This is a genomic window from Labrys wisconsinensis (genome assembly GCF_030814995.1).
In the GTDB taxonomy this organism is placed as follows: Bacteria; Pseudomonadota; Alphaproteobacteria; order Rhizobiales; family Labraceae; genus Labrys; species Labrys wisconsinensis.
In genome coordinates, this window is record NZ_JAUSVX010000005.1 from 177718 (window position 1) to 191315 (window position 13598).

The 13598-nt window shown below is 61.4% G+C and carries 16 protein-coding genes; 10 read left to right on the forward strand and 6 right to left on the reverse strand.

Annotation, left to right across the window (positions count from 1 at the left end):
* Positions 1-7 precede the first annotated feature (7 nt).
* Genes trbK-alt through QO011_RS15550 form a run of 6 tightly spaced genes read left to right on the forward strand, consistent with a single transcriptional unit; the run spans position 8 to position 4745 of the window.
* Positions 8-292: a putative entry exclusion protein TrbK-alt gene (gene trbK-alt / locus QO011_RS15525; RefSeq protein WP_307273600.1), complete on the forward strand. Its 285-nt coding sequence runs from the start codon at positions 8-10 to the stop codon at positions 290-292.
* Positions 293-295: 3 nt separating this feature from the next.
* A complete protein-coding gene (gene trbL / locus QO011_RS15530) occupies positions 296-1654 on the forward strand; it encodes a P-type conjugative transfer protein TrbL (protein ID WP_307273604.1) in 1359 nt (452 codons plus the stop codon).
* Positions 1651-2340, forward strand: a complete 690-nt coding sequence (trbF, locus tag QO011_RS15535) for a conjugal transfer protein TrbF (protein ID WP_307273606.1) — start codon at positions 1651-1653, stop codon at positions 2338-2340. Before trbL ends, trbF begins: the two co-directional genes overlap by 4 nt.
* A complete protein-coding gene (trbG, locus tag QO011_RS15540; RefSeq protein ID WP_307273609.1) occupies positions 2337-3317 on the forward strand; it encodes a P-type conjugative transfer protein TrbG in 981 nt (326 codons plus the stop codon). Before trbF ends, trbG begins: the two co-directional genes overlap by 4 nt.
* Positions 3314-4504 carry a TraB/TrbI/VirB10 family type IV secretion system protein gene (locus tag QO011_RS15545; RefSeq protein ID WP_307273611.1) on the forward strand — a complete coding sequence of 397 codons (1191 nt, stop codon included), beginning with the start codon at positions 3314-3316 and terminating at the stop codon, positions 4502-4504. The genes trbG and QO011_RS15545 overlap by 4 nt, the downstream gene beginning before the upstream one ends.
* 1 nt (position 4505) lies before the next feature.
* Complete coding sequence (locus QO011_RS15550; RefSeq protein WP_307273613.1) at positions 4506-4745, forward strand: DUF2274 domain-containing protein; 240 nt, start codon at positions 4506-4508, stop codon at positions 4743-4745.
* A 42-nt stretch (positions 4746-4787) separates the two neighbouring features.
* Here QO011_RS15550 and QO011_RS15555 read toward each other — a convergent pair whose 3' ends face one another.
* A complete protein-coding gene (locus QO011_RS15555; protein WP_307273614.1) occupies positions 4788-5060 on the reverse strand; it encodes a hypothetical protein in 273 nt (90 codons plus the stop codon).
* A 635-nt stretch (positions 5061-5695) separates the two neighbouring features.
* Between QO011_RS15555 and QO011_RS15560 the strand changes: the two genes are divergently transcribed.
* The gene (locus QO011_RS15560; protein WP_307273616.1) at positions 5696-6433 is read left to right on the forward strand and encodes a response regulator transcription factor; all 738 of its coding nucleotides are present in this window, start codon (positions 5696-5698) and stop codon (positions 6431-6433) included.
* A gap of 7 nt (positions 6434-6440) precedes the next feature.
* On the opposite strand, the gene QO011_RS15565 is transcribed toward QO011_RS15560, so the two are convergent.
* The 5 genes from QO011_RS15565 to QO011_RS15585 form a co-directional block, all read right to left on the reverse strand.
* Positions 6441-6683, reverse strand: a complete 243-nt coding sequence (locus QO011_RS15565; protein ID WP_307273618.1) for a hypothetical protein — start codon at positions 6681-6683, stop codon at positions 6441-6443.
* Between the two features lie 22 nt (positions 6684-6705).
* Positions 6706-7683, reverse strand: a complete 978-nt coding sequence (locus tag QO011_RS15570) for a class I SAM-dependent methyltransferase (RefSeq protein WP_307273619.1) — start codon at positions 7681-7683, stop codon at positions 6706-6708.
* A gap of 1 nt (position 7684) precedes the next feature.
* Positions 7685-7969 (reverse strand): hypothetical protein, encoded by a 285-nt coding sequence (locus QO011_RS15575; protein WP_307273620.1) that lies wholly within the window; start codon positions 7967-7969, stop codon positions 7685-7687.
* Positions 7970-8047: 78 nt separating this feature from the next.
* Positions 8048-9118 (reverse strand): outer membrane beta-barrel protein, encoded by a 1071-nt coding sequence (locus QO011_RS15580; RefSeq protein ID WP_370881962.1) that lies wholly within the window; start codon positions 9116-9118, stop codon positions 8048-8050.
* A 298-nt stretch (positions 9119-9416) separates the two neighbouring features.
* Entirely contained in the window at positions 9417-10352 is a 936-nt protein-coding gene (locus tag QO011_RS15585) for a LysR family transcriptional regulator (RefSeq protein WP_307273625.1), read from the reverse strand.
* A 524-nt stretch (positions 10353-10876) separates the two neighbouring features.
* On the opposite strand from QO011_RS15585, the gene kdpF reads away from it, so the two are divergent.
* The 3 genes from kdpF (at position 10877) to kdpC (ending at position 13505) form a co-directional block, all read left to right on the forward strand.
* A complete protein-coding gene (gene kdpF / locus QO011_RS15590) occupies positions 10877-10972 on the forward strand; it encodes a K(+)-transporting ATPase subunit F (RefSeq protein ID WP_307273627.1) in 96 nt (31 codons plus the stop codon).
* Between the two features lie 134 nt (positions 10973-11106).
* Entirely contained in the window at positions 11107-12810 is a 1704-nt protein-coding gene (kdpA, locus tag QO011_RS15595) for a potassium-transporting ATPase subunit KdpA (protein WP_307273629.1), read from the forward strand.
* Positions 12811-12821: 11 nt separating this feature from the next.
* Positions 12822-13505 (forward strand): potassium-transporting ATPase subunit KdpC, encoded by a 684-nt coding sequence (gene kdpC / locus QO011_RS15600; protein ID WP_307273633.1) that lies wholly within the window; start codon positions 12822-12824, stop codon positions 13503-13505.
* The last annotated feature ends 93 nt before the right edge of the window (positions 13506-13598 follow it).

Below are 13598 nucleotides of genomic sequence, written 5' to 3' on the forward strand. Positions count from 1 at the left end.
CGCAACCATGGACAGCAAGATGCTGGCCCGGTTGGGCGCCTTGGTCTTCGTCGCGATCGCCCTCACCGCGACCGCGATCGAGATGACCCGGAAAGAAACGACTCCGGTCGCGGAGCCCGCCCGTGCTGTCGAACCCGCGCGAGATCCGCTGCGCGAGGGACAACGCCGGTGCCAGCAGCTTGGTCAGGCCGCCGCCAGCGACCCCGAATGCATTCGCGTGTGGGCGCAGACCCGCGACCGCTTCCTCGGCCGGTCGCCGTCGCCTGCTGCCCCGTCGTCTGAAGGACAGTGAACCATGGGCGGCGCAGGCGTCATCGACAATTTCCTCGGGGTCTTCACCTCCTATATCGATTCCGGCTTCGGCCTCCTGGGCGGTGAAGTCGGGTTCATCGCGACGACCTTGATCGTCATCGACGTAACGCTCGCGGCCCTGTTCTGGAGCTGGGGCGCCGATGACGACATCATCGCCCGCCTGGTGAAGAAGACGTTGTTCGTCGGCGTCTTCGCCTATCTGATCAGCAACTGGAACAACCTCGCCAGGATCATCTTCGAATCCTTCGCCGGCCTCGGCCTGAAGGGATCAGGAACGAGCTTCTCCGTTCAGGACCTGATGCGGCCCGGTAAGGTCGCCCAAACTGGCCTCGACGCCGCGCGCCCGTTGCTCGAATCCATCTCCGACCTGATGGGCTGGATCTCGTTCTTCGAGAATTTCATCCAGATCGCCTGCCTGCTCTTCGCCTGGGCGCTGGTCATCCTCGCCTTCTTCATCCTGGCGGTGCAGCTCTTCGTCACCCTGATCGAGTTCAAGCTGACGACGCTCGCCGGCTTCGTGCTGATCCCGTTCGGTCTGTTCGGCAAGACCGCGTTCATGGCCGAACGCGTGCTCGGCAACGTCATTTCCTCTGGCATCAAGGTGCTGGTCCTCGCTGTCATCATCGGTATCGGCTCGACGCTCTTCAGCCAATTCACGCAAGGCTTCGGCGGGCAGACCCCCACCATCGACGACGCCATGGCTGTCGTTCTCGCCGCGCTCTCGCTGCTCGGCCTCGGCATCTTCGGCCCTGGCATCGCCTCCGGTCTTGTCAGTGGCGGTCCCCAGCTCGGCGCCGGCGCGGCGGTCGGCACCGGTCTCGCGGTCGGTGGCGCCGCGCTCGCCGCAGGCGGGGCCGCGGGCCTTGCCCTGAAGGGAGGGGCGGCAGCGATGTCCGGTGGCGCGGCCGCCGTGCGTGGTGGCGCGTCCGCTGCTGGTGGCGCCGCCGCGGCCTATAGCGTCGCCTCACTCGGCCAGTCCGGCGCTGCCGGCGTCACTTCCGGCCTTGGCGGCGTCGCCCGTGCTGCCGGCTCAGCGACGGCCTCGCCGTTGAAGCGCGCGGCTTCGCGCGCGGCCGAGAGCGTCAAGTCCAGCTTCTCCGATGGTGCCAGGGCGACGTTCGGCGCGACCGGTGGCTCCTCGACCATGGGCACGATCCCAGGCTCTGGAGCAGCGAGCGAGGCAGCCGCGGCGCATGGCGCCGGCCCGCCTGACTGGGCCAAGCGCATGAAGCGCCACCAGTCCCTCGCGCATGGAACAACGCTGGCCGCCCACGCCGTCAAATCCGGCGACAGCCATGGCGGCGGCTCTTCCGTCAACCTTTCCGAAAGTGACCGCTCATGAGCCTCTTCAAACGACCCGCCGCCCACTACGGTAAATCTCCCGAACCTGAGACGCCCTATCAAAAGGCCGCACAGGTCTGGGACGAGCGCATCGGTTCGGCCCGTCTGCAGGCCAGGAACTGGCGCTTCATGGCTTTCGGCTCTCTGGTCCTCTCGGCCGGCTTCGCCGCTGCCCTCGTCTGGCAGTCCGCACGCGGCACCGTCGTGCCATGGGTCGTGCAGGTCGATCGCCTTGGCCAGGCCCAATCGGTTGCGCCGGCGACAGCCGACTATCGCCCGACCGATCCGCAGGTAGCCTGGCATCTCGCCCGCTTCATCGAGCAGGTCCGCTCGATCCCGGCCGACGCCATCATCGTCCGTCAAAACTGGCTGCGCGCTTACGAGTGGACGACCGATCGCGGCGCCGCGTCGCTCAATGACTATGCGCGCGCCAACGATCCCTTCACCAAGGTCGGCCGCCAGCAGATCGCCGTCGAAGTCTCCAGCGTGCTGCGCGCCTCGCCGGATTCCTTCCGCGTCGCCTGGACTGAAAAGCGTTACGAGAACGGCCAGCTCGCCGGCTCCGAGCGCTGGACCGCGATCCTCACCATCGTCATCCAGACGCCCCGCGACGCCGAGCGGCTGCGCGCCAATCCGCTCGGGATCTACGTCAACGCCATCTCCTGGTCGCGGGAGATGTCCCAATGAGCGCCACCTTCCGCATCTCCGGTTCTCCGTCTTTCCGTCTTTCCGGTTTGGCGATTGCGCTCCTGTCAGCAACCATGCTGGCCGGATGCGCGACATATAAGCCGCCCTCAATCAGCTACGACAACGACGTGCCGCCGCTGCCGGCCGTGCCGGCGCCGGTGACGGAGCAACCGCCGCGTCCTCTCCAGACGCCGCCCGCTTGGGCGCCCGCGCACGGCGGAAGCGCCGCCAGCACGCCGACCGGTCGGGTTCAAAACGCCAATGCCGCCGCCCGCGTCGAACCACGACGCGAGGGCTACTACAACGCGATCCAGATTTATCCGTGGAGTGAAGGCGCGCTTTATCAGGTTTATGCCGCTCCCGGTCAGATCACCAACATCGCGCTCGAGCCGGGCGAAAGCCTGACCGGCGCCGGTCCGATCGCCGCCGGCGACACCGCCCGCTGGATTATCGGTGATACCGAAAGCGGAGCGGGCCTGTCGCGTCGCGTCCACATCCTGGTGAAGCCGACGCGCACCGACATCACGACCAACCTCGTCATCACGACCGATCGACGCATGTACATGCTCGAGCTGAGAGCGGGCACTACGCCTTACATGCCGGCCGTCGCATGGGCCTATCCCGCGCCTCCAGCGTGGCAGCGCACGAAGGTCCCGGCGATGCCGATCATCCCCGCCGCTACCGCGCGTAACTACCGATATGGCATCACTGGCGACACGCCGCCGTGGCGGCCGGTCGGCGTCTATGATGACGGGCGGCGCGTTTATGTCGAGTTTCCGCGCGGGATCGCGCAGGGCGAGATGCCGCCTATCTTCGTCCTCGGCTCCGACGGCGAAGCGCAGATCGTCAATAGCCGCATCTACCACAACATCCTGATCGTCGACCGCATCTTCGGCGCCGCGGAGCTGCGCCTCGGCAGCGGCGACCGGCAGCAGACCGTCAGGATCGTGCGAACCGATGGGAAGCCTGCATCATGAGCGACACCGAGAACGACACCCCCGAACCGCAGCACCAATCGGCGCCCGCCGCCGATTCAACCGCGCCCATGCGCCTGCGCGCCGAACCGCCGCGCGTCACGCGCCTGTCGCGCAAGGTCCTGGCAAGTGTCGGCCTTGTCGCCAGCATCGGTGTCGGTGGAGCGCTCATCTACGCGCTCCAGACCCGCGACCACGGCAAAGCCGCCGAGGAACTCTATTCGACGGACAACCGAGCGACCGCCGACGGGCTCGCGGGATTGCCTCGCGACTACACCGGTCCCGTGCTCGGTCCGGCGCTGCCCGGAGACCTCGGCCGCCCCATCGTCAAGGCGCAGAACCGCGGCCAGCCCGTTACGCCGCCCGCGATGTCGGCGACGCCGCGCGTTGACCCCGAAGAGCAACGTCGTCTCGCAGAGATCGAAGCGGCACGCACCAGCCGCGTGTTCTTCCAAAGCGGGCCGAGATCGACGCCGGCGACGCCCGCAGGCATGACCAATCCCGGTCTTGCCGGCCTTGGAGCTATCCCGCAGCCTGGTGCTCCCACAGCGCAGGATCGCCAGCTTGCGTTCCTCAACGCGCCTGTCGATCGTCGTACCGTCGCCGCCGATCGAGTCATGGCGCCCGTGTCGCCCTATGTGCTGCAGGCCGGCGCCGTCATTTCGGCCGCCCTCATTACCGGCATTCGCTCCGATCTGCCGGGCCAGATCACCGCGCAGGTGACCGAGAACATCTACGACAGTCCGACCGGCCACATCCTCCTCGTTCCGCAAGGCACCCGCATCATCGGTGAATACAGCAATGACGTTGGCTACGGACAGCGTCGTGTTCTGCTTGTGTGGAGCCGTCTGATCTTCCCGAACGGCCGTTCCATCGTGCTCGAGCGCCAGCCCGGCGCCGATCCGATGGGTTATGCGGGCCTGGAAGATAGCGTCGACTATCACTGGTGGGATCTCGCCAAGGCCGCAGGACTTTCGACCTTGCTGTCCGTCGGCTCTGAACTCGCCGTCGACGACGACGACCGGCTTCTCCGCGCCATCCGCAACGGCGGCCAGGACACGATCAACGACGCCGGCCAGCAAATCATTCGGCGTCAGCTCCGGGTGGCCCCGACGCTGACGATCCGGCCAGGCTTCCCGGTCCGGGTCATCGTCACGCGCGATCTCATCCTCGAGCCTTACGGGAGCTGACATGACAAAGCTGAAACTAGGCCCCATCGCCGACGAAAAACCGGTCAAGGTGACGCTGGAACTGCCCGCCAGCCTCCATCGCGATCTTGCGGCCTATGCCGAGATCCTTGGTCGGGAGACCAATCATCCACCAACCGATCCCATTCGGCTGATAGTACCCATGTTGCAGCGCTTCATCGCCACTGATCGGGCTTTTGCGAAGGCGCGACGTTCTATGGGGGCCGGAAAAGCAGATACCTAAGTCCATCGGCCCAGTTGGTGCGAATAAGCATTCGCTGCGCAGTTAATGTACAAAGCCCTTGGCGATATGCGCTCCGAGCGCCACAACCAATAGCCACAACGCTTCATCCCAATGATTGAATCCGTCCCGCTGCAAAAAGCGCTCTTTCAGGATCAGGGCGAAGGCCACGCAAAATGCCGAATAGAGCCCGATCCAGAACGAGACCGCCGTGAGATAGCCGGCCTTACCGTATGTTCCGATGACAGCCGAAATCGCCAGCTTCGTGGAAAAGCGGCGGAGCGTCAGGCGTGATGCAGCATCGAGATGGAAGACCATGACTCGGTTGAGTGGGATCGAGGAATTTGAACATGCCTAGCCGTCTCCAAGTAAAGACGGCATCAAATTTTCCGACCCTATGAGACAGGACGCTTCAGCCGGATCGCGACTTTCCCTATACGGTTCTTACAGAACCGCCCCAAATCTTGCGCTGTCTTGAGATTGCCGATGTTAACCGTGCATCCATGCGGCACGCGCGCGATCCATGTCGTTGGCTCAAAGTGTTACGTGACCCCGATGAGCGCTCACGTACACAATTACGGTTGCTCAAGCGTCAGGTCGCTTTCATCATCTTATTTAGTTCCCCGACGCTGATCATTGATCAGCACAGACCACTCCTCTTCCTAAGCTTGATCCACCTGATGTTCGGGTTTTCGGCGCTGATGGTGTTCGGCGCAGCCCTGTTCAAGCGACAGCCAATTCCCCCCGCGAGCTTGTGCATCTGGGATCATGGCCTAGCCATGCTTGTTCTGATGCTGATTAGCTCAGCCGTGCTCAGGGCGTGGCCGTAAATGCAAATACGCCAAGGCCAAATATCTCGCAGCAGATCCGGTAGCAGTCGCTCGCCCCTCAATCTCGCCAAACAGGCAGATTTCGCAGCAGCCATCGCACCGACAACCGTTCCGGCGAGTGGCGTGCGCAGCGCCGCGCTTGAAGATGGAAGCGGTGTGTTCCGATGGCCGCAGGTCGCTCTGGATGGATACGCGGCTGTCCCGATAGTCGCATCTGACGCGGGCATCCGGCGCTATATCGCCCGAATTTTACAGCGTGTCCGCTATAAGGCGGCTCCCTTCGAGGAACCGCGGCCTGCGCTCGGGGCGCTCGCCCGACATCAATACGATGTCGCCGTGCTGTCGGGCAGCGAAGCGGAGTTGACCTGGTGTGCTTCTCTCCGTCGCGTTCGCTCCGAGCTGCCTGTATTGTTCGTTCTCCAGAACGGCGATCAAAACGCCGTTGCGCATGCGGTTAACTCTGGGATCGACTGCCTCGAAGCGCCCTTCCTAGAATCAGACCTAGTAGCGCGTACCGGACTGTTGTTCCGGTCAGTCTGGCGGCAGCATGGTCTGGCTATCCCAGACGGTGAAAGCGCTGTCCGTCTCGACCTGCATCACCCCCGCGCTCACGTCGAGGGGCGAACGATCGCACTGACGGACGTCGAATACCGGACTCTCTGGATTCTGGCACAAGGCCACGGTGGTGTTTTGCTGTTCCGCGACATTGAGAGAAGCGTCTGGGGGGAATCGACCGGAGCGCGCCGGATGGCGTTACGACGCGTCATCCACAATCTTCGGGTAAAAATGTCGGGTCGCTCTGCTGATCAACATCTCCTGAAAACCGAACGGTGCGTCGGCTACCGGCTGATCAACAAATAGGAAGCCATCAATGTGAGGTTTCGTCGTTATCATCTGCGACTGAACGCGCTTTGACGCCTTCAGTCATCTCGGCCGTCTGCGGCTGGTCGACGTGTCGAGCACGATACAGCTCCCAATAATCGCGGTCGGGATCGCGGAACCCTATCGTCGGGTCGAACGGTGGCTTGGCCTCGTACAGTCCGCAGCGCCATGCGGCGACCATCAGAGCGCCGACGGCCGTCAGAAAGACAAGAATGCCGAGCCAATCCACCGTCGCCTCCGCAATGAGTGGATCAGGGCCTCAGCGAGCGCAGCGTGAGCTTGGGGCGGGGCTGTTGGCTGTCTGATCGGCGGCCTTGTGGCACCTTGCGACCGACCAGAAGCAGGTGATTGGCGTGATCATTATATTCGGGCTTGCCTGAGAAGCTCTTCTCCATGTTGGCAAGCTCTACCGCCAGCACATGTGGAAGGTCTTGGCTAGGCGGATTCCACCGTGAGTCGGCTGCGAAGCGTCCATGAAAGAAATCCAATCCTTCAAGATTCTCGATCTTGAAAATGCCTTGGAAGAGGCATTCCAGTTCGGCAGTCGAGAAGAGATGAAAACTGAATGCCGCGCGGCCGCCATCCGCGAGTTCTACTTCGCACCAATTTCGCCGCTGATCATGGCGAAGCCGGCGCACGTCATCGATCGCGGCGACAAGTCCAGACGCCATGCTCCCAATCGGGCGGACGGTCGTGATGAAGCTGCCGCGCGTGACTCGCCCAAGTTCCCTGGCGACCGACGGCAACTCCGCAGGAGGAATATGGCTGAGCACGCTGTAGAGGCACAGCGTAAGATCAGTGCTGTCGTCGGCCTCGGGAAGAGCGTGGGTCAGGTCGCCAACAGTAAATTCCAGCCTTACGCCGGGAAGAGACGAGAGGCGACGGCAATTCACGCGGGCCTGCTGGATCTGCTCGGCGGAAACATCGAATCCGCGGGCGGAGATTTCGACGAAGCCCATTTCCTTTGCACTGATTACCAGGCGCTTTAGCCAAGTGCCCGGGCCGCATCCCGCGTCGAGAACGCTAAGGGAGGTTGTCCCTGACAGGCGTATCTCGGACAGCTTGGCCGTGACGCAAGCCCAGACCTGGCGGTCGGCGTAGCCGTGCGTGCCACTAAAACGGAATAGATTCGACGTATCGCCATCCGCATAGCTGCCATAAGTCGCGCCGGACAGGTCATAGGCGTTCGCCACGGGCGATGTGCTATCTTCTTTGCTGCGTGCAAGCATGTCAGGCCGCCTTCCGATGGGCGGGCGCTCCGCCCTTCGATAGATTGTCGTCGTGGAAAGCAACCTGCCGGAAGAGGAGCGCGCTCGCTTGGGGAAGCTCGACGATCAGGTCGGGTCGATGCCCATTTTCGGAGAGGGCGAATTTTCTCGCCCATTCTCGGTTGATGAAATAGCCTGATCGGCCACAGGATAGGTCTTGAACGACCCAATGGCCCAAATGGTCGGGGGCCATGAAAAAACGCTGCTGTGAATCACCGTCAGGGTCATCGGACTTATCGGAGTTCATACTCCATCTCCTTTGCTTGTGATTGATCATCTGCGCGCCGCCAGCCGGCATGGTTGTCGGGCGGCGGCGGCGCCCCCCTCAGAACAGAATGCCGGTCTCCACCAGGGCGCGAACCTGATCGCGCTGAGCGTAGTCGCGGCCAAAGCCGAGCCCAGCCTCAAGGTTGCCGATCCGGGTGTAAGACAGCTCTCCACGCGCGAAGAACACGCCCTTCTGGTACGTTGGCGTGACGGTGAGCGACCATGCGTCGCTCTTTGTCCCGTAGAGCAGGTTGGTGGGTGTGCAGTCGGCATCTGCCCCGCACGTCCCGCCGGTCGTCTTCAGATATTCCGCGCGCGCGCCGAGAGACCATTCGGTGTTCAGCGCATATTTGACGAGCACCGCGCCGCCATAAGTGTCGGCCGAGCGATTGATGCCGAGTTGGTCATCACGCCCGACGTGGCTGTATTGCAGATAGGGCGTGATCGTCAGCGGCCCGCTTGCGTGGCTGTAGATGAAATTGAAGATGCTGCTGTTATTCTGCGCCACGGGAGTCGCCACTGACAACTTGTCGTTCCGCGACAGGCTGCCAGCGCCGACAAAGCTGATCGAATTCGACGAGTCGATTGCATAGCCCAAAGTGCCCGAAAGCCAGTTCAGCTTGCCGGAATAGTAACCATCGTTCAAAGACACTGCCGCGCTGAAAGGCCCATGCGCATAGTTGATCTGGACGCCACGGCTAATGGCCGGCTCTTGGTTCCAAAGCAGTCCGCGTTCGATGTTGATATTCTGGAACGTGAAGGTCGACTCCGCTCCCACCAGAGTCGGTAGTAGGCCGGCCATGACCGTCAGCTCCGGCGTGATCACCCCCTTCACGTAGGCGACCGGCACAGGGCCAAACAACTGATCCGTTGCCTTGGTCGCTTGCAGATAGGACGAGCCCAGCGACGGCAATGAGTATGCGCCAGCCTGAACGTAGAACTGCACCGGCCCCTGGGTTGTCTGGATTTCGACCTGTGCATTGCTCAGATCGACGAACCCATCTTGATTGCCGATCCCGCCGGCGTGGGTTGCATGACTCTGGAGAGCGCCGATCCCGCTCACTTGGCCGGTGACGGCGACAGATCCGAATGGCCCTGCATCAACCGTTAGGGGATTAGGGTTTGGCACGAGCGGACCCGAGAAGCTGGGGCTCGGAAGCGGGTCCGCATAAGCGCCCGCGCTGAAAAGCGCCCCGCAACTACCGAGTAACAAGAGCGCTTGCCAGGCAGGACGGCGGGGTCGCCGCTCACACAGAATACGCGATCGTGACACGGGAGTTCTCATGGGTGCATTCCCCTTGTTTGAAGGTTGATGCACGCGAGAAGTAAGAGGGGGGGCGTAAAAGCGGCGCCTTATCTTCCTATGATCCGTAAGGATCGCATAAAGACGGTACTTCCGAAGCAATATCCGTTGATTTTGTAATAGACTACGAAGTACGGGAGTCACTCCTCGCCAAGCCCCCGCGCGCCTTGGACAAGGTGTTTGCCACGCTCAATAGCCGCCGAAAGGCAGGATTGTCATTCTCGTCCAACCATATCCCGCAGAACGGAAGGGAGCATCCACTCAGCGGCCGGTACACAACGCCAGGAAATTGCGCTTCGATTACGGATTCGCTCGCGAGGGTAATGCCTCGACCGCAAGCGACGAGCTGCATCAACGTCTGGCGAGACACTCGATCCCGCAGAATATGAGGACGATAGCCTAATGAAGAGAGGTTGCGAACAAGGAGCGCCTCGACCTCCCGTCCTGGCGCGACCTCGGTCACAACGAAGCGTCGCTGGCGTATGTCGTCCCAAACGATTTCCGATCGAGACGCGAGAAGATCATGCTTCGATAAGATAACATATACTTGCTCTGTCCAAAGTCGAATTGAACTGAAGTCCTCAATTTGCAGCGGCTCCGTTATGAACGCCATATCGAGTTGATGTCGACGGATCGCCGGAATGAGTTCGGCATGGTCGGCTTCGAGAAACTCGAGCTGCACCTCCTTGTGATGTTTGCTGTAGCGTTCGATCAGGTTCGCGACGAACCCGGTCGCCAGCGACGAAAGGAGGCCGATGCGGATGACTCCATGGCCACCGCGACCGATCGCGCCAACATCACAGATCGCATACTCAATCTGCGTGAGTGCGCATTGCGCCCGCTCGACAAAGCTCTCCCCGGCCTGCGTAAGAAGCACCCCGGAGGACCGTCGGATGAAAAGGCTTGAGCCGAGCGCGTCTTCGAGATCTCTGATCTGTCGACTGATCGTTGACTCTCGCACCCCCAGCTTGGTGGAAGCCTTTCGGAAACTACCTTGCTCTGCGGCTGTCACGACATAGCGAAGATGCCGGACCTCGATTTCGATGTTCGTTGTCAGCACGGTTAGTTGACCAACGCCTATGACGAGGTGGGGACACGAAAATCTCCATTCATGCCGACTTAGCCCCCCAACACTCGGTGCTTTTCAACCGATTGATTCGTAAAGAATCGAGCAATGCGTAAGCGATCGGGTGTAAGCGTGGCATATAGTTTTGATCTGTCGTCGTAAGAACCACATAAGGTACGTGCCGGGTGATTGCGGTTTGCGCCCATGCTTACCAAATGGCGCAACGTGAAGAGCATACACGACGCAAGATTTCGTTGACGCTGCTCGACCGCCAATCCGCTTTTTTCGGGTTCTTTACGCCATCCTTACGGGGGGCCGTAAAAACGCAGCACTACTCTTACATGCGACGCACTAAATGCTCGCCGGCAATACGACCTGAAAATGGAGCCGGTAGGCATGTTGCACGATTTTCCATCTCCGAAACTCAAACCACGTTCACCGCAGCTTACGGCCGACCCGCGAACGCCGATCTGCGTTTTGCAGTCCTTGGCTTCCCCAAAATCTGAGGGAGCTCAACCGTGACCGCTGCCGTCATGACCTGGCTGACCGGCCTCTGCGCCATCGGCCTCTTCGTCTACCTGTTCTACGCCCTCGTGAAGCCGGAACGCTTCTGAGCAAAGAGCAGAAATCGCAACAACAAACCGGGTGGCAATTATGGGCGATCTCATATTCGTGGCCGTGACGCTCGTCTTCTTCGCAATCACAGCAGGGTTCATCGTGGCCCTGGATCGAATTTGAGGGCGTTCACATGACTCAAGACATCACTCAATTCGTCTTCATTCTCGCGATCATGACCGGCTTGGTCGTGGTTCTCGGGAAATGGATGACGCATCTCTTCTCAAGTCCATCGCATAACTTCCTGGAGCGGGGGACCTATCGGGTCCTCGGGGTCGACCCCGAGGAGAAGATGTCGTGGAAGCGCTACGGCATGGTGCTGGTTCTCAGCAATGCCGCCATGATGCTTCTGGGCTACGTCATCCTGCGCGTACAGGATTTCCTGCCCGGCGATCTGCTGGCGCGTGCGGCGCAAACGCCGGACCTGGCCTTCAACACCGCCGCGTCGTTCACGACGAACACCAACTGGCAGGCCTATTCGGGCGAGTCGAGTCTCTCGAACTTCTCTCAGATGGCCGTTATTACCTTCCTGATGTCGATAAGCGCGGCTACAGGCGTTGCAGCTGCCGGTGGTTTTATCCGTGGGCTGAGTCGCAAGAAGAGCGCCGATATCGGCAATTATTGGGTCGATTTCACGCGAGTTCTTTATCGTCTGCTTTTGCCGCTCTGTTTCAGCATGGCTATTGTCTACGTCTGGCAGGGCATGCCGCAAACGCTGAGCGCTGACGCAATCGTAATGACATTGGAGGGCGCCAAGCAGCAGCTGATTCTGGGGCCGGTGGCCAGCCTTGAAGCCATCAAGCACATCGGTACCAACGGCGGCGGCTTTTTCGGCATGAACGCGGCTCATCCATTCGAAAACCCGACACCGCTCACTAACACATTGCACATTTTGAGCATGTTGCTGATCCCGTCGGCGTTCACATACACGTTCGGCGCGATGATCTTGCGTCGTCGGCAGGGCTGGGCGTTCTTTGCCGCCTTTCTGATAATGTTCGTTGGCTTCCTCACTCTCGTCTACGGCTCCGAGCATGGTGGTAATCCGTTGCTAGCCTCGATTGGCGTCGACCAGACGCAGTCGGCCCTTCAGGGAGGCGGCAACATGGAAGGCAAGGAACTTCGTTTCGGCATTGCTCAGACCAGCTTGTTCGTGACGACGACGACTGCAGCGACGACCGGTTCGGTCGACTCCATGCATTCGTCGCTGACGCCGCTGGGCGGCTTCGTGCCGATCGCGCAGATGATGCTCAACAACGTCTTCGGCGGCGACGGCGTCGGTCTCATCAACCTCATCACCTACGTCATCCTGACGGTGTTCCTTGTCGGCATGATGATCGGTCGCACGCCCGAATTCCTGGGTCGCAAGATCGAGGCGAGGGAGATGAAGTACGTGATGATCGCCGTGCTGGCGCATCCCTTCAGCATCCTGGGCTTCACGGCCCTGGCCTGCCTGGTGCCGTCGACCCTTAACAGCCTCGCAAATATGGGGCCGCACGGGTTCAGCGAGGTGCTCTACGCCTACACGTCGGGCACGGCCAATAACGGCTCAGCCTTTGCGGGCCTCAACGCCAACACGCCGTTCTTCAACACGACGATCGGCCTTGCGATGCTGATCGGCCGCTTCTTCACCCTGCTCCCGATGCTGGCTGTCGCAGGCTCGCTAGCGGCCAAGAAGATGGTTCCCGAAGGCCCAGGCACGCTTTCGACCGCAACGCCTCTGTTCACCGGCCTGCTGGTGTTCGTGGTGCTGGTCGTCGGCGGCCTGACTTTCCTGCCGGCGCTCGCGCTCGGCCCGGTCGTCGAGCACCTGATGATGCTCACCGGCACGACATTCTAAGGACCGCTCTCATGAGAAACGAACAAGCTATTATCCACGCTTCCTCGTCAGCGTCGCAATCGGCGTTCAAGGGTCTTGTCCGGCCCGTTCTGGTCTCCGCCGCTTTCTTCATGGTGGTGACCGGCATCGTCTACCCGCTCGCAACCACTGGCGTCGCCAACATCCTTTTCCCCGATCAGGCAAATGGAAGCCTGATCGTCAAGGACGGGAAAGCGGTCGGCTCGCGGCAGATCGGCCAGTACTTCACCAAGCCGGAGTACTTCCACGGACGCCCGAGCGCCACGTCCGGAACGGACCCCAGCGATCCATCGAAGACGATAGACCAGCCGTACAACGCCGCGCTCAGCGGTGCCAGCAACCAGGGTGCAATCAGCAAGAAGTTGCTTGACGCAGTCGCCGAGCGAACGAAAGCCTACCGGCAAGAGAACGGCCTTGCCCTTGATGCGCCAGTGCCAGTGGATGCGGTAACAGCATCCGCCTCTGGCCTCGACCCGGATATCTCGATCGCCAACGCCAGGCTCCAGGCTGAACGCGTTGCCAAAGCTCGGGGATTAACGACAGAGGCGGTCTTGCAACTCGTGGATCAGAACACGACTGACCGCCAGTTCGGGATTCTCAGCGATCCGCGGGTCAATGTTCTCAATCTCAATCTCGCGCTCGATGCGGCCGTTCCGGCCCGTCCCGCCGCGCAATAAAGCAAGGTGGCATCATGTCCTACGTAGAGACAACCGCGCCGCACGGCGCAGGTACGGCCGGCGCTCTAAAGCCCGTCTCCTGGACCTCGGTCA